Consider the following 25,697-nt stretch of genomic DNA (forward strand, 5'->3'; position numbering starts at 1 on the left):
GCTGGCGACAATAGCAAGAGTGAACCACCTGATCCCTTCCCGAACTCAGAAGTGAAACCTCTTAGCGCTGATGGTAGTGTGGGGTTACCCATGTGAGAGTAAGTCATCGCCAGCTCATTATTCGAAACACCCCCTGACTAGTGCAGGGGGTGTTTTTTTATGCCGGGAAAAATAACAAGAACAATGAAAAACAAAAAATACAGTGACAGCCGGAGTAAAATGAATAAGAAATCTATTTAAATAATTCATTTATAAGGTGAATATTTCTCACTCAAATATAAAGTAAGACGTCCTCAATCTTTCTATTAAGGTTATTGATCCGCTGAAATAATTGATTGCGTTGCAGCTTTAAGCATATATAAGACTTGGCCTAATAAAATGTCCTTATCTGTCAATGCCACAATAATCATGGGGTAATTTTGCGCAGAGACTGATGCAAGTATCGCTTTTCCATTTTCGGCATCTAAGGTTATATTTTGACAACCAACTAAATGAATTTCTTTGATAAATGCTGATACCATTGCAAGGATAGAGCTGCTAACCGCAGCTAACTTGCTATTGTTATATTGCCCACGTTTGTAAACACTTGTTAGCTCAAATCCATCTGTTGAACACACCATGATGAAATGAACGCCTCGTGCATTGTTAATAATATTATTTATTTGTTTATGGGCATGTTGTATTAACTCATTCGAAGCGGTGCGTTTTGTGACATTAAACATTAATAGCTCCTTATGCGGTAATGTAGTGATTTACTTCGATTGAGGTAATTAAAGCTTCAAGTAGCAGTAAAACGTCAGATTTTTTGCGACAGTCAATAAAGAATAGGGGCGAATATAAGTCCTGACTAATCAGCCAATCTTTGTAGATAGTAGTATTTGTCGAACTTGTGATTTCGTCTGTATGGGTAATTCCAATGGCTAGGTTATCTGTATAGTTTTGGAAGGTTTCTAAGTAGCTTTCGAGTTCACTTAGGGGATCATTAACATTATGATCAATCAAAATAATTGCACCGATTGCGCCTTGACAAATCACAGGCCAAATAAAATCAAAACGACTTTGTCCAGGGGTACCATATAAACCTATTTTTAAACCATCTTCTAAGGTCACTTCTCCGTAGTCGATACCTACTGTGGTTTCAAGTTTTTGATGGCTGGTTTGATCTGTATTAAACGCCTCGGTCAGTAAAACTGGGATATCAGAAAGAGAACGGATCGCTTCAGTTTTTCCAGCACCCATAGAACCAGCAAAGACAATTTTATATTGCTGAAGAATCATGTTTGATGTCCTATTCTAAAATCCAAATTTACGCCGTAATTTACGAAAGAAGTTTTGCACAAAGTTCTTTTGTTCTGTTGTTTCATGCTTTTCAGGTGGCGTGTAATGTTTATCCCAAAGATTTATTTTTTTAATATTCAGTGATGCCATATTCGCAGCAATGAACTGCCGAACGGTGCTGAGGGGGATATCATATTGTTCTGCGATCGTTGATATCTTTGCGCCCTGGATAAAACATGCAGAAAGTTGAAAAATTTGTTTATGAGATAAATGTTCAGCAGGTTTTGGCCAGCTTAAAATTCGAAAATGACCATCTTCAGGAACTGTTTGGTAAAAATTCGGAGTTTGCCAAAATAGATTCCATATCCAGTCTTGAAGGATGACGGGGTGCTTTCGACTTACATGGGTCATATCTTCAATTGATGCGAAATCATATTTAAAACTAGCATCTGTGTGTTGAAGTTGACGCTCGAGGTTGAGCCAAGCTATATTTTGCGCGGTATCGATTACCGCTATTGTACCTAGATCATCATATAGGTGTAATTTTTCATGGTTATCTTCTGCATACATTTTTTTGAAGTAATCATCTTCCAAATTAAAATCGCTAAAGCTTTGAGTTTGACATTTTTGTGCATGCTCTATGGATTCGTTAAGGCCATTATGGCTGACGAGATGTTTATCAATCCATTGATTGAGCTCTTGATTATCATCCACGGGTAGGAACAGCGTATTGTTTCTGACGCGCCCTGATTGTTGGTTGTCTTTCGAGATCTTGAGCCAAGGTAAAGCGCGGCGAGTTAATATTTTTTGAATTCCTTCGGTGTCAAAAAAACGCTCATGAATAAATAAGCAATCGAGATTCACATCAGATGTATTTTTCCATTGGATATTAAAGTGCTGTGGAAAAATTGCGTAAAGCTGATGTTTGAGTTGATCTGAATCATGAATACTTAATCCTGCAATGCCGATATTGATATATTGCTTATTCATGGTGTTCCTCGACTAATTTTATTCAAATCTGTAAAACATTTTGGGAATAAAAAACCCTCTTATTGGTATAGGAGGGTTGGGTGAAATTAAGCAAAATCTAAACTTTTTTCATAGGTTTTTAATTCGTGTCGAGCCATGGCTAGGTTTGCTTTGGCACGATCAAGTACTAAATATAAGAATATGGATTCATTATTTTCCAGTGGACGAATCAAGTGATACTGCTTTCCTAAGGTAATTAAAATATCGACAATGTGATCATCTAAATTGAGTGACTGAGCAACACGTCTTTTGGAGCGAACCACTTCAGTATTTCCAGCAGCTGCTATTCTAAATCAATATCTCCACCGCCTTGTGTCGCCATAGCTAGGCCACTTTCACCGTCTACCAGTGCCGCTGCATGAAAACCGTCGATTGTTGTGAGTGATTCTAATGAAACTTTAGCCATTTTTATGCCCCTCTTTTGGGTTATACATGAATATTATTTGTAGATATTTAGGTAATTAAACTAGCGTTTTTAACTACATAGTTTAATTATAGGAAGCGTAAGGGGCTTTGCAATAAAATTAATTTTTTGCTTTAAAAGGATAATATTTTCTAAATATAGCGTTAAGTTTTAGAATTTAAAAAATGTGATTTAATTTGCTATATACATTTTTTATGTATTTTAGAACTTTATTTTTGATATAAAATTTACCAAAAATTCAAATGTAATATTTTGTAAATGGTGTGACAAAACTCAATTTTTGCAGAATAAAGCTGACCGATTTACATAAAGAAAACAAAAAAGTGATCTAAAGGCGTGTAATTTAGAATATTCGATTTAAAAAAACCTGCTTAAAAAGCAGGTCATTGATTTAGACAAATGAAGCCACTTAAGAAAAAATATTACAAGCTGCAGATGCCAAAATCCATAAAATCACCACTGCAACAATAGGCTCTACAATTTTTGACCAAGTTGGAACTTGTACTTCAGTTGTCACATCTTCTTGAGTATGTTGTTGATTAACCATTTGATTGAACTCCTTCATTGATGCTTCTAATGATATCTCTTCTTGCAGATTGGGTTTAGAACCAAGAAGCTCTGTTAGGTTGTTTGTTGACCAAACCCAATCATCCGCTTGACCAGAAAGGTGTTCAATTTGTCCATTGAGTAATTCTTGAATGCTTTGTGATGAGTGTGAGCCGGTATCATGAAGTTGCTTTAATTCATTTAATTGTAAATGAAAAATTTCAGTTGTAAGGTGTTCAAGTTCAGAGCGCTCTAATATTGATGCATTCGATGGATTGGTGGTCAGATGGCGTGAAACTTCTTGAATATAGAGTTCATCAGGATGAGTAATTTCTTGATAAACCTTTTGAGCATTATTGCGGAGCTGATGAATCAATTCACCTAAAGTTAATGCATTAATTTCACGTATATGTTGACGTTTTTCTTCACGATTTAAATGACTTAAAAGCGTAGGCTTTTGAGATTCTATTTGTTCGACAAAATATTGTACTAAATCAAAAGCCATTATTCGCTTCCTTATTCTTTAATCGAGCAACCTTAAACCTGGTTTTTTCTTCGGCTGCTCTTGTTGTTCTTGGTCGTTTGATTTTAAAGCATTTTGATCATTCTGAATACCTTCATATTCTTGAGGATCGAAGAACATGCCTTGACCATTTTCACGTGCATAGATACCTAGAACAGCAGAAAAGGGGATATAGAGGTTTTGCGAAACGCCACCAAAGCGTGCAGAGAAAGTAATCGTCTCATTGCTCATATGCAGCGCATGAGTTGCATGGGGTGCAATATTCAGGACAATTTGGCCATCTTGGATATATTGAACTGGTACCATCGTACCATTCTGTGTCGCATCGACAAGTAGGTACGGTGTAAGTTGATTGTCACAAATCCATTCATAAAGTGCCCGTGTTAAGTATGGACGCGTTGGAGTGAGTTGTAGTTCCTGTTCAGACATAATGCTTACTCGAATATTTATGGGAAATTAATTTTTTGCTAAAAGCTCGCTATAGCGATTTTTTTCCTGCAATGTCATCGATTTGATAAATGCAGGACGGCTAAAGATGCGTTGGCAATAGAGAAATATAGGGCGGCATTGCTGTTTGGGAAGCTCAATCCCCATGGCTTTTAGGCGCAGAAATATAGGCGCGAGCATACAGTCTAACATGCTAAATTGTTCAGACATAAAATAAGGATAATGCTGAAACAAGGGGGTTAGTGAAATGAGTGTATCACGTAATTGTTTTTGTGCTTTTTGCTTGGCTTTTTCATCGAGGGTATCGGGATGGCGAAGCATAATATCGGCAAGTCTTAACCAATCTTGTTCGAAGCGCCATACATATTGACGTTGCTCTGCACGAGGCATGGGTGCATCTGCATACAGTTTATTTTGACGATATCGGTCATCCAGATATTCGGCAATAATACTGCTGTTATAGAGTTTTAGGCCATTTTCAATCATCATCGGAAGTTGATTGTAGGGATTTAAACTTGCAAGATCTTCGTCTTCATCATCAGCAATAATTAAATTATGTTTGATTTGCTTCTCTGCAAGTACATAGCGTATCCAGTGTGAGCGAAAGTCATCCGCATGGCTGTAAAGCGTAATCCCTTGGAGAGGTGCATTTTCGACTGACATAATCCGAGACGATGAGAAATGAATAAGATAGGATACTAAAATTAGACAGTAAAATCACGGAGACTTTAGCAATATCAATACAGCTACAGTGAAAATTACAGTTTTGTTTTATTTGATAGCTTTTCATGTCATTCATTTACCTGATTGTCACCGCATGATGACCATTGTACTTGTACAAAAATTATTATTTTTAGCTGCTGTTATTTTTATGGGCATTGGCTTTTATACGGCACTCGCTGGAGGTTATGCCTCTGATTATGGAGCAGAGGATGATAGTCCTGAACAAAAAAGCAAAATGACCATTTGTACAATTACACTAACACTGTCGGTTATATGTTTTATTGCGAGTTTGAGTCTCTTTGTTTATCGGATCGTTATTCTATTTGCATCATCTTCATAAAAATTAAGACATAAAAAAACCTTGGCATAAGCCAAGGTTTTTTGTCCGATTCGGTAAACGAATTAACGTTTAGAGAATTGAGGACGTTTACGAGCTTTACGTAAACCAAGTTTCTTACGTTCAACTTCACGAGCATCACGAGTAACGAAACCAGCTTGACGAAGAGCAGGTTTAAGAGTTTCGTCAGAAGCGATCAATGCACGAGTAATACCGTGACGGATAGCGCCTGCTTGACCACCGATACCACCACCAGCAACAGTGATGTAAAGGTCATATTTTTCAGTAGCTTCTAAAAGCTCAAGTGGTTGATTAACAACCATACGAGCAGTTTCACGACCGAAATATTGTTCTAAAGAACGGTTGTTGATTACGAGTTTACCAGTACCAGCTGATAGGAAAACACGTGCAGTTGCGGTCTTACGGCGACCTGTACCATAGTTAGTAGCCATGTGCTGTATCCCTTAGATGTCCAAAACTTGTGGCTGTTGAGCAGTATGTGGATGCTCAGTACCAGCGTACACTTTCATTTTCTTGATCATTGCATAACCAAGAGGACCTTTTGGCAACATGCCTTTTACAGCACGTTCGAAGATTTCTTCTGGTTTGTGAGCAACTAATTTTTCGAAATTAGTTTCACGAATACCACCAGGGAAACCAGTGTGGCGATAATATTTCTTATCAAGTGATTTTTTACCAGTCACTTGAACTTGCTCAGCATTGATAACAACGATGTAGTCACCAGTGTCAACGTGAGGAGTATAAGAAGTTTTGTGCTTACCGCGTAAACGACGAGCGATTTCAGTCGCAAGGCGACCTAAAGTTTTGCCAGAAGCATCAACAACGTACCAGTCGTGTTGAACTTCAGCTGGCTTAGCGCTGAGAGTTTTCATTAAACCACTACCTATTATAGTTGGTTTGGACTATGGAAGCTGTCCAAACAAAAGGAGACGCGATTCTATACGAATACGTGAAGAATCACAAATGAAAATATAAAATTTCAAGCGCTGTATTGTAGTATATTTCTTCAGCAATAAACAGCAGATAATCCAGAAATTATAAGAAAAGCGGATGAAAGTAAATCATGTCGAATTCTAATCTGTTAAAAAACACATCTGAACCCTCATTCTGGCGGCAATGGTTGCAATTAATGGGCTTATATAGCGCCTTAGTTTTAAGCCCAACTTTTTTGTATTTGGTGTATTTGCACGGGGCGGATGGTGCGATCATCGTTTTGTTAATGATGCTCACTTTATTTTTCCTTAGTTATTTATTGGTTTATCTGTTGATTGGATTATTGCTTCTGGGTGGTATGTCTTTTTGGCTGATAACGAAGTACCCGCAACATGTGTCAGCCGTTCAGCGCGGCATTGTAATTCTTATTGCATTGATTTGGATCATTGGCATTTCAGGTTTTGCTTTCGATTTCATTCCATACAATGTCGCACAACGCGCTTATTTTTGAGTTTTAGTCCGATATTTTTAATCAATAAAATTAGGTCTGTCATGTGCATCACACAGTATAATAATGCTATTGCACACACAGGATAGACCCATGCTGCCTTTATATATCACGAGCGGTGAACCCGCAGGTATAGGACCTGATATTTGTTTGAGCTTAGCCAATCGAATAGATGAAAGGCCACTTGTGGTTCTTATTGATAAAGATTTGCTGCTCAAGCGTGCTCAACAGTTAAAGCTCGAAGTTGAACTGATTGACTATGTTGGGCAGGAGGGTTCGGCAGCTCTAGGTCAGCTTTATGTGGAACATGTACCTGTAACTACACCTGTTATTGCAGGTCAGTTAGATGTGAATAATGCAGCCTATGTGTTGGAACAATTACGTCGTTCTGCAGATTATGCGATGTCTGGCAAAAGTGTAGGTGTTGCAACTGCACCTGTGCAAAAGTCGATTATTAATGATGCCGGTATCCATTTCAGCGGACATACGGAGTTTTATCAAGAATTTGCAGGCGTTGATCGTGTCGTGATGATGCTTGCGACCAAAACGCTCCGTGTCGCATTGGCAACTACACATTTACCGCTTCGTGATGTAGCCGATGCCATTACTCAAGAACGATTGCATCAAGTCATCGATATTTTAATTCATGATTTAAAAACCAAATTTAAAAAAGATCATCCGCATATTTTAGTCTGCGGTTTAAATCCGCATGCGGGTGAAGACGGCTATTTGGGCATGGAAGAGATTGAAGTGATTAATCCCGTGCTGGAAAGCTATCGTGCTCAGGGAATCAATATGAGCTTGAGTTTACCTGCGGATACCTTATTTACCCCTGAAAATTTAAAAGATGCCGATGCGGTTTTGGCGATGTATCACGATCAGGGCTTACCTGTGTTAAAGTCGCAGGGCTTTGGCGAAGCCATCAATATCACTTTGGGCTTACCGTTTATTCGGACTTCAGTGGATCACGGCACAGCACTGTCACTGGCTGGAACTGGTCTTGCTAAAAGTTCGAGTTTACAGGTGGCGGTTGATTTGGCTTTAGAATTAGCACGTGCGAAAAATAACGAAACTTAATGATAAAGGTTTGAATTTTATATGAATAATAGTAAAAAATTATCAAAAATAAAACAGGAAAATAACAAGATGCTTAGGGCGAAATCGATCATTCGCCCATTTTTTGGGATTGCGTTAGCGTTGATGCTGTCAGCATGCTCAACGCTCGCTACAGATCATCATTCTTGTGAATTAAAAGTATTATCGCTGCAAATTCCAAAACAGACGGAAGGATTTATACGTTTTGCATCACCGGCTGCCGTGGATGGCTTTAAACATAATCAGCAAAAATTTAATCAAGCGCTGACTGCGGTGCATAAAAAATATGCGAATCGTGATGGTGCTGATAAAATGCTTCAAGATGGACAGGCAATCAATGCTAATATTGATCTGCTTGTACAGCATCAAAATAGCCTGAGTGCGCTATATGAATCTCAACTTTTTGTAAGTGAAACCATTCCAGGTATTCAAGCTGAATATAACATTCTGGCTGATATGATGGCTAGAGTAAACAATTCAGCTATTCAAGCAATGATTGCCAAAAATCAAGTCTATATTGCGGGACGAATGTTGAGTTCTTTGCTGAAGTTAACTGATGTGAATTCTATTCATCCAGACGATTTAGATGACTTTTTAGCAGATTTTGAAACTTTCAATCTTTATTTGAAGGCTCAACTGAGTGGTAATCCTGAACTGGGTGTAGAGCGCGTAAACAATGCTGAAATGCGCGAAAGTTTGCTCTCCATTGAGGCTGAAACTGAAGAAATGATGAAATCTGAAACAATGGCTTTGTTGCAACAAAGAGAGCCATTGCTCAGTGTAATTAAAGCGGCTCGGGATAATGTGACCAAGTCCGAAGAAATTTTTGCTCGCTTGAGTGAATTTGAATCAAGTCAGTAATCGTTGTAATAAACCTATGCGGAGAATTTTATGTATCAAATTAATGCCCTAAACCCAAAAGATGAAGGGCATCACACGCGTAAGCGGTTTGGACAGAATTTCTTACATGATCAACGTGTTATTGCCAAAATTGTACGTTCGGTAAATCCGCGTACTGGTGACAATATTGTCGAAATTGGTCCCGGTCTTGCTGCGCTTACATCGCCTTTAATTGGTGAATGTGATGCTCTAACTGTAGTTGAGCTGGACCGTGACTTAGCCGCAGGTTTGCCGGGCCGTGTGCCGCATCCTGAGCGCTTGACCATTGTTGAAACCGACGCGCTGAAATATGACTTTACCGAGCTGTTTGCCGAAGGCCGTCCTCTGCGCGTGGTTGGCAACTTGCCGTATAACATCTCGACTCCGCTGCTGTTCCATCTCTTGGAGTTTGGCGACAAAGTCAAAGACATGCACTTCATGCTGCAAAAAGAAGTCGTGGACCGTATTACCGCTTCACCGAATACTAAAGAATACGGCCGTTTATCGGTGATGATCCAATACTTCTGTAAACCGACGTTTTTATTTGAAGTGCCGCCGGGCTCGTTTAATCCGCCGCCAAAAGTCACCTCTGCGGTATTCCGTTTAGAGCCTTATGCCGTTAAACCGATTGTGGCGAAAGATGAAAAAGCGCTTGCGCGTTTGGTTTCACATGTCTTTACTCAGCGCCGCAAGACCTTGCGTAACAGCTTAAAAGGCATGTTGGTTGAAGATGGTTTTGAAAATGCAGGGGTTGATCCAATGGCGCGTCCTGAAACCCTAACACTTGCAGAATTTGTCGCATTAGCAGATCAAATGGTGGCTTAAATAATTATGACTCGCAATATTCGCTATAACTATGTCATTGGTGATGTTCAAGGCTGTTTTGAAGCATTAAAAGCTTTACTGAAAGAGATAAAGTTTGATGCAGACCAAGATTTTATATGGTTTGCCGGTGATCTCGTCGCACGGGGTGAAAACTCGGTAGGCGCTTTGCGGTTCATCAAAAAATTAGTGGATAGTGAAGTTGCGGCGACGGTACTGGGCAATCATGATCTGACTTTGCTGGCATGCGCTCGCGGTATTAAGGATATCAATCCTAAAGACAATATCGATGATGTGATTCACGCTTTAGAAAGTGATGATTTGATTGATTGGTTACGCAAGCAGCCGCTGTGTCTATTTCCGAATGAGCAAACCATTTTGACTCATGCGGGTATTCCTTTGAATTGGACTGCGCAGCAAACCGCAGACTTGGCAAAGGAAGTGGAAGCGGTGATTGGTCATGACGACTTTGATGTGGTCGATGCGTTTCTTCAAGTGATGTACGGTAAAGAGCCGAACCTATGGTCGGATGATTTGTCTGGTCATGCGCGCTTACGCTGTATTACCAACTATTTGACGCGCATGCGCTTAACCGATGCTGAAGGCCGTTTAGAGTTTAGTTTTAAAGACTCACTCGATGACCCTATGCCTAAGGGTTTTAAGCCATGGTTTGAGTTTGAGTCACAAGCAGCGCAGACCCATCAAATTCTTTTTGGTCATTGGGCGGCTTTGCAAGGAAAAAGCATTTCAGCAAAAATCCAAAATGTGGATGGCGGATGTGTCTGGGGCAATCAGTTGATGGCTTATCGTTTAGAAGATCAGCACATGTTTGCGGTCGATAATCCTGTGATGTAAGTATTTAAAAATAATAAAGCCGCATTGATGCGGCTTTTTTATTAGTGTGAGGATTAGTCTAAACGAATCCAAGTTTGGTTACGGCCCAAGACTGAAACGCCAATACTTGCACGGATCGAAATACGTTTTCCTGTGCTGTTTAAGCGCACTTTAGCATCATAAACCTTGCCAGAAAGAGGGTCGATAATACGACCTTTTTCATAATTATTTGTATTATTAATTTGCTTTAAACCTTTAACAATTTCCATGCCGAGAATCGGTTGGTTGGTATAAGGCGCAGGGCACTTATTACAGTTTTTTTGTGGTGTATAGCCAGGACGTGGTGTAATTTTAATAATTTTACCGGTATAGGTATTATTTGATTCTTTGTGAATCGAAATAATCGCTTTGGCCGCTCCTGTTTTATCGTCAATTTGTTGCCACGTGCCAGCAATGTCATTTGCAAATGCGCCATTCATCAAACCGAATGTGCATAGGCTGAATAATATTTTTTTAAACATAATCGCTTTTCCCCTAGAAGCGTGATTTATGAGCACGTATGTTAGAAAGTTTACGAGAATAGTCAACTTTATTTTTAAAATAATTTGAATATCTTAGGCATAAAAAAACCGCCATGTTGGCGGTTTTTATAACACTGAGCTTATTCTTGGCGAATCCAAGTTTGGCTACGACCGAGTGCTGATACACCCATATAGCCACGTAGCGTGAGACGTTTGCCACTGGCATTTAAGCGAACTTTTGTGTCGTAAATTTTGCCAGAAAGTGGGTCGATAATACGGCCTTTGTCGTAGTTATTGGTCCCTTCAACATGTTTTAAACCAGTTAACACATCAAGGCCTAAAATCGGTTTGTTTTTATAAGGTGCAGGGCAATTTACGCAGGTGTCGCGCGGTGTATAGCCCGGACGCGGCGTCACTTTGATGATTTTACCCACGAATGTTCCATTACTTTCTTTACGGATTTCAATAATGGCTTTTTGTGAACCTGTTTTATCATCAATTTGTTGCCAAGTCCCTGAAAGGTCTTGAGCAAAAGCTGAACCACTCATTACAGCAGCTAAGAATAAGAGGCTCACTTTTAATTTTTTCATCAGATATTCCCTGTAGGTGGTTCACCTATATCAAATCAATTTACTGAATAAATTTAAAATTTATTCAACGCGAATCCATGTCTGTGTACGACCAATCGCGGAAATCCCCAGATATCCACGTAAATGTAAGCGCTTACCATTGGCAGAAATTTTGCCTTTTAAGCTGTAAATTTTGCCTGCTAAAGGATCAATAATTTTTCCTTGAGAGTAGGTATTTTCACTTTCAAGTTTCAGCCCCTTAAATACATCCATCCCTAAAATAGGCTGGTTGGTATAAGGTGCAGGGCAATTCACACATTTTTCCTTTGGTGTATAACCCGGACGTGGCGTCACTTTCACAATTTTGCCGGTATAGGTGTCTTTGGCATCTTTTCGAATTTCGATCAGTGCTTTAGGCGAACCAGTTTTATCGTCAATTTGTTGCCAAGTCCCTGTAAGATCTTGAGCATAGAGTGCGGAGCTTGTAACTACAGCACCGAATAATACAGCCCATTTCAAACTTTTTTCGATCATATTAATAATCCTTTATCAATACACTTTGTGAGGGTTTATTGATCATACTAGGTAATATTTGAACTTAGAGCAACTACTCTAAGCGTAAATATTTACATTTTATTCGGGAAAGTTGACATGTTGCACAAAAGTGCCTTTACCAAAAATGTAACATCCACAGCACATCGTTCAATGTGTTGTGGTGTACCATTGAATTTATATTAAGTTTATTTTTTATACAAAACAATCATTTAAAAGTGATTGCTCAGTCACATATTTTGTAGATAGAGTATGAAAGTTGGCAACCAGATTGCTGTGAATACTGCATTTACCGCCATGCCAAATGCCGCATAGCGCCCAGCAATGCTGCCGCGCTGCCAAGCTTGAGCTGTGCCAATCGCATGTGCAGCAAGTCCTAAGGCGAGTCCTGATGCACGTTCATCATGAATATTTTTGAGTATGATGGGTGAAAATGCTGCGCCAATCACCCCTGATAAAATCACAATCAAAATCACCAAAGGAATCGGGGAATGCAGCAGCGTCGCAATGTTGATGGCAATTGGGGTGGTCACTGCCCGTGTAGCAAAAGCCATAATGGTTGGATCTGACAAATGCAGCAAATAAGCCAGCCCCATAGGGAGGGCAACGGCACTGATACTGGCAAAGACTAAAATCCCGCCCACGGCTTTTAATGGCAAGTCATCGTAGCGCATCGCTGCTAAAGGAATGGCCAAGGCCACTGTGACATAGCCGAGTAAGTTATTGAACAGTGGATTCACCTGTGCCATATAACTTTCATAGGAAATGCCAAAAAGATAGAGCATACCAATGACGAAAAACATCCCAATCACAATCACGGGGATTTGCGGTAATTTTTTATTAATGGGTTTTGCGACAAGATAGGCGATCAGGGTAATGATGAATCCAGAGATGATTGAAAGCATGTTGATTCTCCTTATAGCCATTTCTTAGACATTTTTGCGTAGACCCATAGCGGTATGAGGGTGCTGACAAAGAGAACAATCAAAAACATTGGAATTTCATCACCTAAATGCATCATCATCAGCAATGAGCCTGCACTAATGGGTAAGAAGGCAAAGGCACTTTCTTTCATGATTTTATTATTGGTATCGACCAAACTGGCTGGAATTTTGTTGAATTTTCTCCAAAATGAAAGCACGATCAAGAGGGCAATCAAACCGACTAGATTGCCTAATTCTGGGTGATTGAATTGCTTCATGACCCAGACCGCGCCTTCACGGAAAATAATAATTAATGCAATAGTGCCTATCCAGGCTTTCCAGTCGATGCGCTTGATCCAGTCCATTTTTGTCTTTCGTTAAAATTATACTAATCAAGTTTTAACCGATTTAGTCTTTAATTTCAAATTCTTCAAGTGGACGTTGGAATTGTTGCGCACGCGTTCCCAAAATTTCTTTGATGGGTAAATGCGCCTGTTTAATCAGTTGTTCTAACTTATGCGGGGCAATGATGACGTGCAAAATTAAGTTGCCTTGTTCATCATAACTTTCATTTTGGATCACATTGAGCGCATACAGTTGTGTTCTTAATTTGCCATAAGCTGGTTTTAGACGGACTTCAAAGCTTTGAATTTGGCCCATCAAGCATTCTTGAACCGCTTGGCGTAATAAGGGAAGACCTTTACCACTATGTGCTGAGACATAGACACGTTCCGGCTGATGTGGCTTGCCATAGATGATTTTAGGATCTTCACCACTGACATCAATTTTGTTATAAACGCGCAGAATCGGAACATCGACACCAATTTCTTTCAGTACTTTTTCGACAGCCTCGATTTGTTCCATCATGTCAGGACTGCTGGAGTCAACGACATGTAACAATAAGGTCGCCTCCAACGTTTCTTCTAAGGTGGCTTTAAACGACTCGACCAGTGAGTGCGATAAATTACGCACAAAACCTACAGTATCTGCGAGCACTAAGTTACCGATGCCATCCCAATGTAGACGGCGTAAAGTTGGGTCAAGTGTCGCAAAAAGTTGGTCTGCTGCATAGACATCACTTTTTGCTAAATTATTAAATAAGGTCGATTTACCAGCATTGGTATAACCCACCAATGATACGGTTGGAACAGCAGCTTTTTGACGTGCCACACGACCTTGCATACGTGTTTGGCGGACTTTCTCAAGTTTCGCTTTGAGTTGTCCCATACGGAGCTTGAGTAGACGACGGTCAGTTTCCAGCAGCGTTTCACCCGGTCCACGTAGGCCGATCCCACCTTTTTGGCTATCGAGATCGCCACGACTACGAATCAGCCGTGAAGCCATATGTTGTAATTGAGCCAACTCAACTTGCAATTTACCTTCATAGGTACGTGCGCGTTGGGCAAAAATATCTAAAATTAATTCTGTACGATCGACCACACGACAACGCATGATGCGTTCAAGATTACGTGCTTGGGCAGGGGTGAGAGCATGGTCAAAGATAACCAATTCGGCTTCATGCTCTGCAACCACTTCTGCAATTTCTTCAGCTTTCCCTGAGCCGATAAATAATTTGGCATCAGGCTTAATACGCTGAGCATGCACATGTTGCAGAATATTGGCACCTGCAGATTGAGCAAGTAAGTGGAATTCTTCGGTATCAAGGTCTGCAAGCATTTGTACTGCCACACTGACTAAAATTACGCGTTCACCGCTCGCTTGATGTTGATTTAAATTTTCCACTCAGCACACACTCCTGTTTAAAGATTCATTTTAGGCGAAAATGCAGTGCGAGGGTTAATCTAAGTGAGGGATTAATGGCTAAGTTCTGTATGTCGTGCTATTCAATTAGAGAAAGCTTCGAAAGCTCAGCGCCAATAAGAAAAGCACACTCACATATATCAATGAAAAACCAGCAATGGCTTTTAACGCTTGCCATGAAGAAATAGAGGGATTGTCTGAATATGAATGATTCATAATTTTAATCTTTAAAACCGATATAAAAATAATATTTGATTTTTAAAAACGATTAAAATGGGAAAATATTATCTTCGACTTCGGTTTTTATGATCAATGCAAAAAAACTGTCTTCGGTATATGATGATGAAAATTTACGCCAAATTGTGGCACCGTGTCCTTTTAGTGAACCGTTTATGAATCAACCTCAAATCGTCAATACACCGCAAATTAATGTGTTTTCAAAATTTTATTTGTATTGTAAAAAAGTCGGTGCAGCAGCTGTTGCCGTGACGCAGGGTTTTTATTTGGTTTATCGTCATCAATTGTATAAAGACCCGAATAACCCGCAAAATACTCGCTATGTGCAGTATTTTTGTCGCAAGTTATGCAAAGTATTCAATCTTGAAGTCAAAGTGCATGGTGAAATTCCACGTCAACCAGCCCTTTGGGTAAGTAATCATATTTCATGGTTAGATGTGGCAGTTTTAGGTTCTGGTGCACGTGTTTTCTTTTTGGCGAAAGCTGAAATTGAAAAATGGCCAGTGCTGGGTAAATTGGCGAAAGGCGGTGGCACCTTATTTATTAAGCGTGGCTCTGGCGACTCGATTAAAATTAAAGAACAAATTACAGGCTTCTTAAAACAAGATACGCCGGTACTCTTTTTCCCAGAAGCCACCACTTCAGATGGCAGCAAAATTAAAAAAATTCATGGTCGTATTTTAGGTGCTGCGATTGAAGCCGAACGTCCAGTCCAAATTTGCTTAATTTGCTATGTGAATCAGGACGGGGAACTCGATAATATTGCACCCTACGTCGGAGACATTAGCTTTGATCGACATGTCAAAAATGTCTTAGAAATGCCGAAAGTCACTGCGCATCTCATGACATTGCCCGCAATTGATTCGGCAGGTCATACTGTTGACAGCCTGACACAAGAAGTGCAGCAAAAAATGAATCAGGGATTGGCAGAACTTCAAGCCAAAGTCCTTAAAGCGCCAGTTCCAGTTGATGCATAATGAATTAATGATACATGCTGCAAGGGGATACCTTTGCAGCACAATCCTTACATAAAGCCTTCGAGCGGCAACCAAGAGATAAATTTCACCCCTGCTTTTTGCCACCACTTGATTTTCGGTTCACGTGGATAAATACGCGTTTGACCATTTGACAGCTTAATTTTCCAATTGATCTGTTGGTCTGCATTGAGCACTAACTTATAGGCATATTTACTTAAATTTTCATCCATGGTGTAGTGGACGGCTTTGGCTAAGCGTGGGCTATTCAGTAATACCCCAATTTCAGTATTTAAATATGCTGAACGTGGATCAAAGTTAAATGAGCCGATAAAGACTTGTTTTTCATCAATTGCCATCAGTTTGGCATGCAGGCTTGAACGGCTTAAACCTTTTAGACTAACTTTAGATTTTTCCGCCAACTCTTTGGTATTGGTGTTGAGGTTTTCTGCATCAGGTCTAGAGAGAAATTCATAGAGTTGAACGTCGTGTTCCAAGAGATCTTGACGATATTTGCTATAAAAAGCATGAACCAATGGTACGTCATTGGCCTGGAATGAGTTGGTCAAGACTCTGACTTTTACGCCATCTGCACGAAGGTTTTTTAGGCGTTCAGCCCCTTTTTTTTCTGGGACAAAGTAGGCTGAAACGATATCGACACTTTGTTCCGGTTTATCTAAACGGTTGAGGAGCTGAAAGTTAAGGTGCTCTTCTTTTTTGGCTTTAGATTTGATTTTGCTCGGGGAATCTTTGACCACTTCGGCTTTGACCCAGTCAAATTGGATTTTATTGTTGAGCCAGTCATCAAAGGCATGTGAACGGTTAGCTAAGTCCAAATAATTGACCACAGTGGCTTCTTGGTTATAGTCATCGAGTTGTTGTTTGAGACTGTCAAAGCGCAAACTATAGTGGCGTGGATTGACCAATTGACGTACTGGAAAGGCATAATCATCATTCCAATATTCGTCAAAAGAATGGATGATTTCATCGGATGCCGCACCGACCAGCATGACGTCAACATCGGAAAATTGATAATTATCACTGACGTTATAGTATTGGTTACTCATATTGCGACCACCAATCAATGCGATTTGATTGTCTGCAATAAAGCTTTTGTTGTGCATACGGCGGTTGATGCGTTTTAGATCCAGCACCATATCGACAGGGCGGAAATGTCGGAAGCGGTACGGGTTATACAGTTTGACATCAATATTAGCATGTTGGTCGAGTGCCATATAAATGCCTTCCATTTTTTTTGCATTATTGTCATCGACCAATAAACGAATTTTCACCCCACGATCTGCAGCTTTGATCATGGCATGTAGGGCCAAAGCACCAATTTTGTCGTTATCCCAAATATAGTATTGTAGATCTAAACTTTTTTCGGCCTTATTGATTAGCTCGATTCGAGCTGCTAAGGCTTCTAATGGGTCATAAAGTACGTGGTAACCGGTTAAGTTTGGATTTTGTTCCCGTAGCGGCAGCACAATTTTCGCAAGGCTAGTATCGTCTGTCGGGGTATTAAAAGCATATTCCACAGGTTGAGTTTGCTGTTTAGGCAAGGTACTACATGCAGATAAAGTCAAAACAAAGCTACAACTCAGCAAAACCACCTTAGTGTGGTTATGTATGAAGGACAAATTTTGCTGTTTCAGTGTAGCTGAGTTCATACTGTTAGACATACTAAAAAATTTGATTTGAGTATAAGTGTCAGCTGTGAAAAGATAAATATAGTGACCGAGTTTTCTCGTTAGGCAAATTGTAGAGCAAATGTATGTGGGAATTAGATTCCGTAGTGATGTATTTTTATATCGGGTTGGCTGTGCTGGGCGTTTGGGCAATATCCCAAGCTTGGTTAAGTCAGTCGCGCACGGAAACGATTCATCCGTTTAAAGCCTTCGTACATTTGTTGGCATTCTATCTTTCGTATTTACTTATCCCTTTATTCTTCTTTAGCTTTTATGCGGGTTGGAGTGGCTATTATTCACTACATGAAGCGATTTTTGTCGGTGCTGTTACGGGGCTTTTATGCTATGCCCGATTTATCGAGCCGCACATGATTCAGGTGAAAAAATGTCGATATCAATTGCATGAAACACGACAATTATTAAAGCCTGTACGCATTGCTTTAATTGGTGATTTACATATTGGTTTATTTTCGGGCCATGAACGTCAGTTAAAAATGATCGTCGATAAGATCAATGCACAAAATCCTGATTTGGTCGTGGTTGCAGGGGATTGGACTTACGAGCCAGAAAATAAGTTAGCTGAAGAACTGGCCGTACTAAAAAAAATTATTGCTCCGATTTATTCGGTGAATGGTAATCATGATGAGCAATATCCCGGTCCGCCTATTCAAGCGCTGTTAAAACATGCATTAGAAAGTAATCATGTGGTGGATATCGAAGGGCAAGTGGTTGAGTTTAATGAGTTTCGCTTATTAGGCGTTGGGGACTTATGGGCTGGTAAAGCCGATATGCGCTATTTGCCAGAATTGCCACAAGATAAACCTTGGATCATTTTGTCGCATAATCCAGATACCGTCGATATGGTACCTAAACTTCCGGGACGACCATTGATGTTGTCGGGTCATACCCATGGTGGACAAGTGGAATTGCCATGGTTGACCGATTATGTAATGAAAAAAGTGTCGATTTTAGGTCATAAAAAAGGGCTATATCAGCATGACAATGCAGATGTCTTTGTCACTGTTGGTACGGGCATGGTTGGGGTACCTTTCCGTTTTCTTGTGCCACCGACCATTGATATTATCGAGTTGATTTAATCAAAAGCTACCGTTCATTATCGCTAAACGGTTTGGTGAATGTTCTTCTTGATGTAGAGCTACAGGCCTTGTTTGGTTAATAAAATTGAATCGTGCTATTCATTTGCTGTTTGAAATTAAGTGAATGACCGTGTATTGGAACAGATGATGTGTATTGCTCAGTTGGATCTAAGCTGCATGCATGAATAAAATCGAAATGATGTCAACTATAGAGTAGCTAATCAGGTCATTGACTCAATTTGAGACATAAAAAAGCCAGCAATAGGTGCTGGCTTTTTTATTATGTGCAGATTAAACCTGATTATTCACATCATCATTTTTAGTTTCGCGAATCATTAAGAACGCGATCAATGAAAGGATTGATGCCGCAGTTAGGTAGTAACCTACTGCATATAAACCATAGCCAGTTGCAAGTTTAGTTGCGATCAATGGCGCGAAAGATGCACCAAAAATACCAGCCATGTTAAAGGTTAAAGCTGAACCTGTGTAACGTACAGACGTTGGGAAGATTTCAGACAATACCGTACCAATTGGACCATAGGTTAAACCCATGATCGCAAGACCGATACATAGGAATAAGAACACCATCGCAGTACTGCCAGACTCAAGCATGCTTGAGAAGACTAAGCCAAACAATGCAGATACAACACATACCGCAATCGAAGTCGTTTTACGACCAAATTTTTCAGCAAATACAGCAGAAAGTGGAATGAAGGCAGCGAAACAAAGTGTGGCAACCAGTTGAAGTTTTAAAAATTCTTCACGTGTGTAACCAAGCTGGGTTGTACCCCATTGTAAAGCGAATACTGTGGTTAAGTAGAACACAACGAATGTACAAATCGCGGCAATCGTACCGAGAATTAACATCCCCCAGTGCTTAGTGATCACTTCTTTGAACGGAATATTTACTTCTTTTTGCTTATCCAAAACTTTTTGGAACGCTGGTGTTTCATGTAATTTTAAACGAATCCACAGACCGACAATAACCAATAGCGCACTTGCAATGAATGGAATACGCCAACCCCATTGCATAAACTCAGCTTCAGACATGAAGTGACCTAAGGTCAAGAATGAGCCTGTTGCAAGAATAAAGCCGATTGGCGCGCCCAATTGAGGGAACATACCATACCAAGCACGTTTGCCTTCTGGCGCATTTTCAGTTGCAAGCAGCACGGCACCTGACCATTCACCACCTAAACCAAGACCTTGACCTAAGCGACAAAGTGCAAGCATGAGCGGAGCAGCGATACCAATTTGAGCATAGGTTGGAAGCAAGCCGATACATACTGTAGAAATCCCCATGGTGAGGAGAGCGGCAACTAATGTGGCTTTACGACCGATACGGTCACCTAAATGGCCAAAGAATGTTGCACCAATCGGGCGAGCAATAAAGGCAATCGCAAACGTTGCTAAAGATTGAATTGTTGCGGTTGTGGGATCTGTACTTGCAGGGAAGAACAGATGCGGGAAGATAATTACAGCCGCAGTTGCATAGATGTAGAAATCGAAGAATTCGATTGTGGTACCTACAAGACTTGCTGTAAGTACGCGGAATTTTGAATTTGTTGGTTGCTGTTCAGTGGCAGCAGCACTTGAAGACGCCATGGTGGACCTTACACTTACTAAAAATAATTGAACTTAGTTTTAAAAGCGTAATCTTTTTAAAAAAGGCGTAATTTCTTAAAAAAATACGAAATACCAACTTACGGACTGCGGAATTAGGGTCACTAAAGAATGCAGTGTCAGTGGGTTATATCACGTAGAGATAAATCGACAGGAAATGTGATCCTGCACCTATCAATACAAAAATATGCCAGATAGCGTGTGTATATCTTACCTTTTTTAAGGCATAAAACAATGCACCGATTGTATAAGATAGCCCGCCAATGATCAGGTAGGTTAAAGCTTGATCAGATAAAAAGCGTTGCATATCATCCATTACCAGTACTGCAAGCCATCCCATCACCAAATAGGCAATCAACGAAATCTTTTGAAAACGATGAATGAAAATTAATTTGAATAGTGTTCCAATAGCGGCAATAACCCACAGTGCAATGAGTAAATAATGCGCTTTGGTGGTAGGCAGTGCGATTGCCAGAAACGGGGTGTAAGTACCTGCAATTAAATAATAGATTGCGGTATGGTCGAGCTTTTTGTACCAACCACGGCGCTCAGGAGACTCTGCGAAGTGATATAGACTCGAAGCCGAAAATAATAACAGCATACTGAATGCATACACCCAAAGTGCAAGCCATTGTCCAGTTGGAAGATATGATCCTTTTAAAATCAGTAGGATACCTGCGATGGCAGACAACGCTGCACCGAAAGCATGGGTATAGAAATTCAGTCTTTCTTCAGCTGGGTCATAAGCTAAAAGATGGGGAGCATTCATAACGTATCTTTTATAATAATTTAAATATACATATGTATAGTAATTCAATTTTGCTTTTGGTGTAAGAAGATTTAAAATTGTTTTGCAAATTTATCTAGGTTTATATTATGTCATCTTTGGCTTCTCCCTCTACGCAAGAGCAGCAATTTTTAGCAGCCTTTCAGCAAGCCATTGAAACACAGCGTTTTGATCGCATGATTTTGAGTCAGTATAAAGGTGAATTAGACCAATTAGAAAAAATGACCTTACGAGTCATTTCGCTGCAAGGTGAGTCATTTCTCAGCTGTTTATATCGTTACAAAACTCAAGATATCACCAAAAATTATCCAATCGCATCTGCATATCAACAAGTCGAAAGTTTATTGAGTTGTTGTAAGCAAGCCAACCTGATGACCTTGGATGAAGAAATTCAGCTTAAGAAAAATAAAAAGAAAGCCATGCTAAGCATCAGCAAAAAGCAGCCAACCTTAGGGAAAAATCCTACGGAGCAGCAAGGACATGATCGAGCGAAACACCGCTATGTCGATCAAAACAGTTATTTCTTACAGCCACTCGGTATTACGGATGCAAAAGCACAAATTATTCCGAGCATGGCACGTAAATGGAAACAAATTAATAAATTTGTAGAAATTTTTTCAGGTGCTTTAAGCCAGATCAAAGAAACCGATCAATCTCTGCATGTTGTAGATTTTGGTTCAGGTAAAGGCTATCTGACTTTTGCATTATATGATTATTTAGCAAAACACCAGCAAGTGCCTAAAGTGACAGGGGTTGAGCTGAATCCGAAAATGGTGGAATTTTGCCAAAGCGTTGCACAACAGTCGAATTTCAGCCAACTTGATTTTTTCCAAGGCGATGTTCGTACCTATGCGCCTGAGCGCTTAGATGTCATGATTGCGCTGCACGCCTGTGATGTGGCGACGGATTTTGCGATACATACCGGCATTCGATTAAATGCGCAAATGATCATGTGTGCGCCGTGTTGTCATAAAGAACTGCGTCCGCAATTAAAAGCGCCACAAGTACTTGCACCGATGTTGCAATTTGGTATTCATGCAGGTCAGCAAGCAGAAATGCTCACCGACACGATTCGTGCACTTTTATTGAAAGCATATGGTTATGAAACCAAAGTTTTCGAATTTGTGGCACTTGAGCATACCAGTAAAAATAAAATGATCTTGGCAACCAAACGTGCAGACTATGTCGAACCTGATCAAGCGGTATTGGTACAGATTCAAGCTTTAAAAGACATGTATGGCATTCAAATCGTTAGAATTATTGTTGAATGATCAATGGGACCAGCAAGATATTGGCTGTAAATGCTAAAGGATGACGGGATGCAGCAGTTAAATATTCAATTTGGTCCGTGGGAGCAACTGGTATCTGCAGCTCGACCGATACGAGAACAGGTCTTTATTTTAGAACAGCAGATATCGCCCGAAGATGAATGGGATGCAGAAGATGCGATTTCATTGCATTTTATTGTTCATGATGGAATGAAAGCCGTTGCAACTGCTCGTTTGTTGAAAAATAACAGTATAGGTCGTGTTGCTGTTTTAAAGGCCTATCGCGGTCAGGGGATTGGTAAAATCTTGATGCAAGCCATTATCAAACAAGCGAAATTAGAGCAACGTGAATATTTAAAACTATCTTCACAAGTGCATGCTATACCGTTTTATGCAGCTTTAGGTTTTGTTGTTGAAGGTGATGAATATTTAGATTGTGGTATTCCGCATCAAGATATGTACATGGCTTTGGCTTAAATACGTAAAATTGGACATCTATAAATAAAAAAACGCTTAATATTTTAAGCGTTTTTTTTATATAGATGAGGTCAAAGCTTAGTGACCATGATCATTCGATGCAGTAGGTTCAGGGCTCATGTCATCCATATGTGCATGTTGTTCTTCAGTCATCTGCATATCTGCTGCAGTCGGCGCAGAAGCTTCACGAGCTGCTTGATCAGCTTGCGCCTTTTTCAACGCTTCTTCTGACATCACAGGGGCATTTTTAAATGCATGCTGTTGAGTATTGTCTTTTTTCTGTTGGCTCGGCATATAGTCTGGTTCATTGGTCACAGCAAGCCAGAAAATACCCATGAATAGCGCACCTAAAATACAGAAGATAATCAGTGCTTTCCAGCCCCACGGTGATTTTTCAGGAGAAGTATGATCAGTCATAACAAGCTACTCAATCGGATAAAAAGAAATCAAAAAACTTGTTACTTTATAACATAAAACTGATGAGAGTTCGCGTAAATTCTAGGCTTGTTTGCAAACACGCGACTGACAAGGAAAATAAAAAGGAGCCGAAGCTCCTTTTGATGTGATTGAACAGCAAAATTTGCATGCTCAAAATGAATAATTAAATCTGCTCAGCTTTCGCCACTTTGTCTTTCAGCAATTGCGGTGCTTTGAAGCGTTCGCCATATTTTGCTTCTAGTGTATTGGCACGTAATAGCGCTTTTTCCAAACCATATTGGTTTAAAAATTGAAGTGCACCACCTGTCCAAGGGGCAAAACCAATCCCGAAGATTGATCCGACATTACCATCTACTGTTGATTCAAGTACGCCTTCTTCTAGGCAGCGCAGCGTATCGAGTGACTGTACAAACAGGAAGCGGTCAATCATTTCCTGTTCAGAAATAGCATTATCTTTCTGCCATTTGCTCAAGCCATCCCAGAGATGCTTTTTACCGCCTTCAGGGTATTCATAAAAACCTGCGCCGGCAGCTTTACCTTTACGTCCGAACTCATGAATCATCGTCTGAATCACCTCATCCGCACCTGAACGTGGTAGGTCATTGCCTTCGGCTTGCAAGGCTTTACGTGTCTCGGCCGCAACATGCTCAGACAGCGTTAAAGACACTTCATCTTGAATCGCCAATGGGCCTACAGGCATGCCGGCTTTTAGTGCAGCCATTTCAATGCGGGCAGGGTGTACGCCTTCAGACAGCAGACGTAAACCTTCTTGCACAAAGGTGCCGAAGACACGGCTGGTAAAGAAACCGCGGCTGTCATTGACTACAATTGGCGTTTTACCAATTTGCTGCACATAGTCATAGGCTTTGGCTAAGGTTTCAGCTGATGTGTTTTTACCTTTAATAATTTCCACCAATTGCATTTTGTCGACAGGGCTAAAGAAATGCAGACCGATAAATTTTGCTTGATCTTGAGATGCATTGGCCAAGCCTGAAATTGGCAAGGTTGAAGTGTTTGACGCAAAAATACCGCTATTTGCCAAATAGGCTTCTGCTTCTTGTGTCACTTTGGCTTTCAACTCGACATTTTCAAACACAGCTTCAATGATCAAGTCACAGCCTTGTAAGTCGGCAGCATCTGCAGTGGCATGAATCAGTCCTAAGACTTGATCACGTTTTTCTGCACTTAAACGGCCTTGAGTTACTTTTTTATCCAGCAGTTTTTGGCTATAGGCTTTGCCTTTTTCAGCAGCTTCTACAGAGATATCTTTAAGTACAACTGCAATGCCTTTTGATGCTGTGGCATAAGCTATGCCTGCACCCATCATGCCTGCGCCCAAAATGCCGACTTTGGTGGCTTGCCATTTCGCAACGTCTTTTGGACGGCTTGCACCTGACTTGATGGCGTTGAGACCATGCCAGAAGGTGCTGATCATATTTTTAGAAATTTGACCGGTTGCAAGGTAGGTAAAGTAACGTGATTCAATGGTGAGTGCCGTATCGACATCCACTTGAGCGCCTTCAACTGCTGCGGCCATAATGGCTTCAGGTGCAGGGTAACAGCCCTTGGTTTTGTCACGTAAAATGGCTGGTGCAATGGCAAGCATTTGCGCCACCGCAGGTGTGGATGGCGTCCCGCCCGGAATTTTATGGCCTTTTACATCATAGGGCTGTTGTGATTTTGGATTGGCTTTGACCCAAGCAATGGCTTTGTCCATCAATTCTTCAAGGTTTTCTGCGGTGTCTTGAATCAGCCCCAATGATTTGGCTTTTTCGACACCAATTTGTTTGCCTTCCATTAAGAGTGGAAATGCATTTTGCAGACCCAATAAACGCACCATACGTACGATGCCACCACCGCCCGGCAGTAGGCCTAAGGTCACTTCAGGTAAGCCAAATTTCGCCTTAGCATCATTCAGCGCAATACGATAATGACAGCCGAGAGCTAACTCCCAGCCGCCGCCAAGCGCTGTGCCATTTAAAGCTGCGACAACAGGAATGCCGCGCGTTTCAATATAACGCAGTTTGGCTTTCATCTCTTCAATCATATTGAAGAATTCAGTTGCATGCTCAGGTGTAGCTTGAATCAGTTCGTCTAAATCACCGCCTGCAAAGAAGGTTTTTTTTGCGGAACGGAAAATAATCCCTGCAATATTATCGTCAGCTTGCAGTTTGTCTACTGTTTCAGCCAGTGCGGTGCGGAAGTCTGCATTCATGGTGTTGGCAGATTGGTTTGGAGAATCTAAAGTTAAAATGACGATATTGTCGGCATTTTTTTCAAATTGAATTGCGCTCATAAATTTTATCCAAATATTTTTATGACTTTGCTAGTGATTTTTGAGATTTAAATTATTCATCGTCACTACGGAGTCTTTCCAAATTTG

At 40.4% G+C, this 25,697-nt stretch carries 28 protein-coding genes, 1 rRNA gene and 2 pseudogenes; 11 read left to right on the forward strand and 20 right to left on the reverse strand.

The genetic code is table 11. From position 1 onward, the window contains the following. Positions 1-115: ribosomal RNA gene (rrf, locus tag FTU02_RS15295) — 5S ribosomal RNA — on the forward strand. A 196-nt stretch (positions 116-311) separates the two neighbouring features. On the opposite strand, the gene FTU02_RS15300 is transcribed toward rrf, so the two are convergent. From FTU02_RS15300 to FTU02_RS15330, 7 genes and pseudogenes are all read right to left on the reverse strand, one after another. Continuing rightward, on the reverse strand, positions 312-722 hold the full coding sequence (locus FTU02_RS15300; protein ID WP_180157865.1) for a roadblock/LC7 domain-containing protein: 411 nt from the start codon (positions 720-722) through the stop codon (positions 312-314). A 10-nt stretch (positions 723-732) separates the two neighbouring features. Next, complete coding sequence (locus FTU02_RS15305; protein ID WP_180157867.1) at positions 733-1,278, reverse strand: ATP/GTP-binding protein; 546 nt, start codon at positions 1,276-1,278, stop codon at positions 733-735. 15 nt (positions 1,279-1,293) lie between these two features. Continuing rightward, complete coding sequence (locus FTU02_RS15310) at positions 1,294-2,268, reverse strand: hypothetical protein (RefSeq protein ID WP_180157869.1); 975 nt, start codon at positions 2,266-2,268, stop codon at positions 1,294-1,296. 86 nt (positions 2,269-2,354) lie between these two features. After that, a pseudogene (locus tag FTU02_RS15315) lies at positions 2,355-2,713 on the reverse strand (roadblock/LC7 domain-containing protein). 427 nt (positions 2,714-3,140) lie between these two features. Beyond that, complete coding sequence (locus FTU02_RS15320) at positions 3,141-3,782, reverse strand: hypothetical protein (RefSeq protein WP_180157871.1); 642 nt, start codon at positions 3,780-3,782, stop codon at positions 3,141-3,143. Positions 3,783-3,800: 18 nt separating this feature from the next. Then, a complete protein-coding gene (locus FTU02_RS15325) occupies positions 3,801-4,229 on the reverse strand; it encodes a ClpXP protease specificity-enhancing factor (RefSeq protein ID WP_078194278.1) in 429 nt (142 codons plus the stop codon). Between the two features lie 27 nt (positions 4,230-4,256). Next, positions 4,257-4,910, reverse strand: coding sequence for a glutathione S-transferase N-terminal domain-containing protein (locus tag FTU02_RS15330; protein ID WP_078194277.1), 654 nt, complete (start codon positions 4,908-4,910; stop codon positions 4,257-4,259). 88 nt (positions 4,911-4,998) lie between these two features. On the opposite strand from FTU02_RS15330, the gene FTU02_RS15335 reads away from it, so the two are divergent. Beyond that, positions 4,999-5,310 (forward strand): hypothetical protein, encoded by a 312-nt coding sequence (locus FTU02_RS15335; RefSeq protein ID WP_180157873.1) that lies wholly within the window; start codon positions 4,999-5,001, stop codon positions 5,308-5,310. Positions 5,311-5,372: 62 nt separating this feature from the next. Here the strand turns inward: FTU02_RS15335 and rpsI are convergent, their stop codons facing one another. Continuing rightward, the gene (gene rpsI / locus FTU02_RS15340) at positions 5,373-5,759 is read right to left on the reverse strand and encodes a 30S ribosomal protein S9 (RefSeq protein ID WP_078190115.1); all 387 of its coding nucleotides are present in this window, start codon (positions 5,757-5,759) and stop codon (positions 5,373-5,375) included. Between the two features lie 12 nt (positions 5,760-5,771). Next, on the reverse strand, positions 5,772-6,200 hold the full coding sequence (rplM, locus tag FTU02_RS15345) for a 50S ribosomal protein L13 (RefSeq protein ID WP_004722943.1): 429 nt from the start codon (positions 6,198-6,200) through the stop codon (positions 5,772-5,774). 191 nt (positions 6,201-6,391) lie between these two features. On the opposite strand from rplM, the gene FTU02_RS15350 reads away from it, so the two are divergent. The 5 genes from FTU02_RS15350 to FTU02_RS15370 all read left to right on the forward strand — a co-directional run bounded on the left by FTU02_RS15350 (position 6,392) and on the right by FTU02_RS15370 (position 10,420). Further along, entirely contained in the window at positions 6,392-6,772 is a 381-nt protein-coding gene (locus FTU02_RS15350; RefSeq protein ID WP_180157875.1) for a hypothetical protein, read from the forward strand. Positions 6,773-6,862: 90 nt separating this feature from the next. Further along, positions 6,863-7,846 carry a 4-hydroxythreonine-4-phosphate dehydrogenase PdxA gene (pdxA, locus tag FTU02_RS15355; RefSeq protein WP_180157877.1) on the forward strand — a complete coding sequence of 328 codons (984 nt, stop codon included), beginning with the start codon at positions 6,863-6,865 and terminating at the stop codon, positions 7,844-7,846. A 21-nt stretch (positions 7,847-7,867) separates the two neighbouring features. Then, entirely contained in the window at positions 7,868-8,725 is an 858-nt protein-coding gene (locus FTU02_RS15360; RefSeq protein WP_180157880.1) for a pilus assembly protein PilJ, read from the forward strand. Between the two features lie 30 nt (positions 8,726-8,755). Further along, positions 8,756-9,568, forward strand: coding sequence for a 16S rRNA (adenine(1518)-N(6)/adenine(1519)-N(6))-dimethyltransferase RsmA (rsmA, locus tag FTU02_RS15365; RefSeq protein WP_078190111.1), 813 nt, complete (start codon positions 8,756-8,758; stop codon positions 9,566-9,568). A gap of 6 nt (positions 9,569-9,574) precedes the next feature. Next, on the forward strand, positions 9,575-10,420 hold the full coding sequence (locus tag FTU02_RS15370; protein ID WP_180060228.1) for a symmetrical bis(5'-nucleosyl)-tetraphosphatase: 846 nt from the start codon (positions 9,575-9,577) through the stop codon (positions 10,418-10,420). Positions 10,421-10,473: 53 nt separating this feature from the next. On the opposite strand, the gene FTU02_RS15375 is transcribed toward FTU02_RS15370, so the two are convergent. From FTU02_RS15375 to hflX, 6 genes are all read right to left on the reverse strand, one after another. Next, on the reverse strand, positions 10,474-10,920 hold the full coding sequence (locus FTU02_RS15375) for a DUF2147 domain-containing protein (RefSeq protein ID WP_078194271.1): 447 nt from the start codon (positions 10,918-10,920) through the stop codon (positions 10,474-10,476). Between the two features lie 140 nt (positions 10,921-11,060). After that, a complete protein-coding gene (locus FTU02_RS15380; RefSeq protein WP_078190108.1) occupies positions 11,061-11,510 on the reverse strand; it encodes a DUF2147 domain-containing protein in 450 nt (149 codons plus the stop codon). 60 nt (positions 11,511-11,570) lie between these two features. After that, positions 11,571-12,023 carry a DUF2147 domain-containing protein gene (locus FTU02_RS15385; protein WP_078194270.1) on the reverse strand — a complete coding sequence of 151 codons (453 nt, stop codon included), beginning with the start codon at positions 12,021-12,023 and terminating at the stop codon, positions 11,571-11,573. A 248-nt stretch (positions 12,024-12,271) separates the two neighbouring features. Continuing rightward, positions 12,272-12,946 (reverse strand): LrgB family protein, encoded by a 675-nt coding sequence (locus FTU02_RS15390; protein ID WP_078190106.1) that lies wholly within the window; start codon positions 12,944-12,946, stop codon positions 12,272-12,274. Between the two features lie 11 nt (positions 12,947-12,957). Beyond that, positions 12,958-13,329: a hypothetical protein gene (locus FTU02_RS15395; RefSeq protein WP_078194269.1), complete on the reverse strand. Its 372-nt coding sequence runs from the start codon at positions 13,327-13,329 to the stop codon at positions 12,958-12,960. 43 nt (positions 13,330-13,372) lie between these two features. After that, a complete protein-coding gene (gene hflX / locus FTU02_RS15400; RefSeq protein WP_180157890.1) occupies positions 13,373-14,707 on the reverse strand; it encodes a ribosome rescue GTPase HflX in 1,335 nt (444 codons plus the stop codon). 410 nt (positions 14,708-15,117) lie between these two features. Between hflX and FTU02_RS15405 the strand changes: the two genes are divergently transcribed. Next, positions 15,118-15,939, forward strand: coding sequence for a 1-acyl-sn-glycerol-3-phosphate acyltransferase (locus tag FTU02_RS15405; protein ID WP_180157915.1), 822 nt, complete (start codon positions 15,118-15,120; stop codon positions 15,937-15,939). A 47-nt stretch (positions 15,940-15,986) separates the two neighbouring features. Here FTU02_RS15405 and FTU02_RS15410 read toward each other — a convergent pair whose 3' ends face one another. Further along, positions 15,987-17,606, reverse strand: coding sequence for a phospholipase D family protein (locus tag FTU02_RS15410; RefSeq protein WP_306670242.1), 1,620 nt, complete (start codon positions 17,604-17,606; stop codon positions 15,987-15,989). A gap of 104 nt (positions 17,607-17,710) precedes the next feature. Between FTU02_RS15410 and FTU02_RS15415 the strand changes: the two genes are divergently transcribed. After that, the gene (locus FTU02_RS15415; RefSeq protein WP_180157894.1) at positions 17,711-18,721 is read left to right on the forward strand and encodes a metallophosphoesterase; all 1,011 of its coding nucleotides are present in this window, start codon (positions 17,711-17,713) and stop codon (positions 18,719-18,721) included. Positions 18,722-19,012: 291 nt separating this feature from the next. Here FTU02_RS15415 and FTU02_RS15420 read toward each other — a convergent pair whose 3' ends face one another. Next, positions 19,013-20,326 carry an MFS transporter gene (locus FTU02_RS15420; RefSeq protein ID WP_078194265.1) on the reverse strand — a complete coding sequence of 438 codons (1,314 nt, stop codon included), beginning with the start codon at positions 20,324-20,326 and terminating at the stop codon, positions 19,013-19,015. Positions 20,327-20,471: 145 nt separating this feature from the next. Beyond that, entirely contained in the window at positions 20,472-21,113 is a 642-nt protein-coding gene (locus tag FTU02_RS15425; protein ID WP_180157903.1) for a hemolysin III family protein, read from the reverse strand. A 107-nt stretch (positions 21,114-21,220) separates the two neighbouring features. On the opposite strand from FTU02_RS15425, the pseudogene FTU02_RS15430 reads away from it, so the two are divergent. Next, positions 21,221-22,439: pseudogene (locus tag FTU02_RS15430) on the forward strand (SAM-dependent methyltransferase). 11 nt (positions 22,440-22,450) lie between these two features. Then, complete coding sequence (locus tag FTU02_RS15435) at positions 22,451-22,876, forward strand: GNAT family N-acetyltransferase (RefSeq protein ID WP_257232794.1); 426 nt, start codon at positions 22,451-22,453, stop codon at positions 22,874-22,876. A 78-nt stretch (positions 22,877-22,954) separates the two neighbouring features. Here FTU02_RS15435 and FTU02_RS15440 read toward each other — a convergent pair whose 3' ends face one another. Both FTU02_RS15440 and FTU02_RS15445 read right to left on the reverse strand, forming a co-directional pair. Further along, positions 22,955-23,293: a hypothetical protein gene (locus FTU02_RS15440; protein ID WP_078194261.1), complete on the reverse strand. Its 339-nt coding sequence runs from the start codon at positions 23,291-23,293 to the stop codon at positions 22,955-22,957. Positions 23,294-23,477: 184 nt separating this feature from the next. Next, positions 23,478-25,610, reverse strand: coding sequence for a 3-hydroxyacyl-CoA dehydrogenase NAD-binding domain-containing protein (locus tag FTU02_RS15445; RefSeq protein ID WP_180157907.1), 2,133 nt, complete (start codon positions 25,608-25,610; stop codon positions 23,478-23,480). Positions 25,611-25,697 lie beyond the last annotated feature (87 nt).

Source organism: Acinetobacter sp. YH12045, assembly GCF_013419925.1.
In the GTDB taxonomy this organism is placed as follows: Bacteria; Pseudomonadota; Gammaproteobacteria; order Pseudomonadales; family Moraxellaceae; genus Acinetobacter; species Acinetobacter amyesii.

Bases quoted from the DNA above. Each gene is read 5' to 3' on its own strand.
- FTU02_RS15325 (WP_078194278.1), bottom strand. From the start codon at position 4,229: ATGTCTGAACAGGAACTACAACTCACTCCAACGCGTCCATACTTAACA.
- FTU02_RS15425 (WP_180157903.1), bottom strand. From the start codon at position 21,113: ATGAATGCTCCCCATCTTTTAGCTTATGACCCAGCTGAAGAAAGACTG.
- FTU02_RS15420 (WP_078194265.1), bottom strand. From the start codon at position 20,326: ATGGCGTCTTCAAGTGCTGCTGCCACTGAACAGCAACCAACAAATTCA.
- FTU02_RS15310 (WP_180157869.1), bottom strand. From the start codon at position 2,268: ATGAATAAGCAATATATCAATATCGGCATTGCAGGATTAAGTATTCAT.
- FTU02_RS15385 (WP_078194270.1), bottom strand. From the start codon at position 12,023: ATGATCGAAAAAAGTTTGAAATGGGCTGTATTATTCGGTGCTGTAGTT.
- rpsI (WP_078190115.1), bottom strand. From the start codon at position 5,759: ATGGCTACTAACTATGGTACAGGTCGCCGTAAGACCGCAACTGCACGT.
- FTU02_RS15370 (WP_180060228.1), top strand. From the start codon at position 9,575: ATGACTCGCAATATTCGCTATAACTATGTCATTGGTGATGTTCAAGGC.
- FTU02_RS15435 (WP_257232794.1), top strand. From the start codon at position 22,451: ATGCAGCAGTTAAATATTCAATTTGGTCCGTGGGAGCAACTGGTATCT.
- rsmA (WP_078190111.1), top strand. From the start codon at position 8,756: ATGTATCAAATTAATGCCCTAAACCCAAAAGATGAAGGGCATCACACG.
- FTU02_RS15320 (WP_180157871.1), bottom strand. From the start codon at position 3,782: ATGGCTTTTGATTTAGTACAATATTTTGTCGAACAAATAGAATCTCAA.
- FTU02_RS15445 (WP_180157907.1), bottom strand. From the start codon at position 25,610: ATGAGCGCAATTCAATTTGAAAAAAATGCCGACAATATCGTCATTTTA.
- FTU02_RS15380 (WP_078190108.1), bottom strand. From the start codon at position 11,510: ATGAAAAAATTAAAAGTGAGCCTCTTATTCTTAGCTGCTGTAATGAGT.
- FTU02_RS15440 (WP_078194261.1), bottom strand. From the start codon at position 23,293: ATGACTGATCATACTTCTCCTGAAAAATCACCGTGGGGCTGGAAAGCA.
- FTU02_RS15395 (WP_078194269.1), bottom strand. From the start codon at position 13,329: ATGGACTGGATCAAGCGCATCGACTGGAAAGCCTGGATAGGCACTATT.
- FTU02_RS15390 (WP_078190106.1), bottom strand. From the start codon at position 12,946: ATGCTTTCAATCATCTCTGGATTCATCATTACCCTGATCGCCTATCTT.
- FTU02_RS15410 (WP_306670242.1), bottom strand. From the start codon at position 17,606: ATGAACTCAGCTACACTGAAACAGCAAAATTTGTCCTTCATACATAAC.
- FTU02_RS15360 (WP_180157880.1), top strand. From the start codon at position 7,868: ATGAATAATAGTAAAAAATTATCAAAAATAAAACAGGAAAATAACAAG.
- FTU02_RS15300 (WP_180157865.1), bottom strand. From the start codon at position 722: ATGTTTAATGTCACAAAACGCACCGCTTCGAATGAGTTAATACAACAT.
- FTU02_RS15330 (WP_078194277.1), bottom strand. From the start codon at position 4,910: ATGTCAGTCGAAAATGCACCTCTCCAAGGGATTACGCTTTACAGCCAT.
- FTU02_RS15350 (WP_180157875.1), top strand. From the start codon at position 6,392: ATGTCGAATTCTAATCTGTTAAAAAACACATCTGAACCCTCATTCTGG.
- rplM (WP_004722943.1), bottom strand. From the start codon at position 6,200: ATGAAAACTCTCAGCGCTAAGCCAGCTGAAGTTCAACACGACTGGTAC.
- FTU02_RS15415 (WP_180157894.1), top strand. From the start codon at position 17,711: ATGTGGGAATTAGATTCCGTAGTGATGTATTTTTATATCGGGTTGGCT.
- FTU02_RS15375 (WP_078194271.1), bottom strand. From the start codon at position 10,920: ATGTTTAAAAAAATATTATTCAGCCTATGCACATTCGGTTTGATGAAT.
- pdxA (WP_180157877.1), top strand. From the start codon at position 6,863: ATGCTGCCTTTATATATCACGAGCGGTGAACCCGCAGGTATAGGACCT.
- FTU02_RS15305 (WP_180157867.1), bottom strand. From the start codon at position 1,278: ATGATTCTTCAGCAATATAAAATTGTCTTTGCTGGTTCTATGGGTGCT.
- FTU02_RS15405 (WP_180157915.1), top strand. From the start codon at position 15,118: ATGAATCAACCTCAAATCGTCAATACACCGCAAATTAATGTGTTTTCA.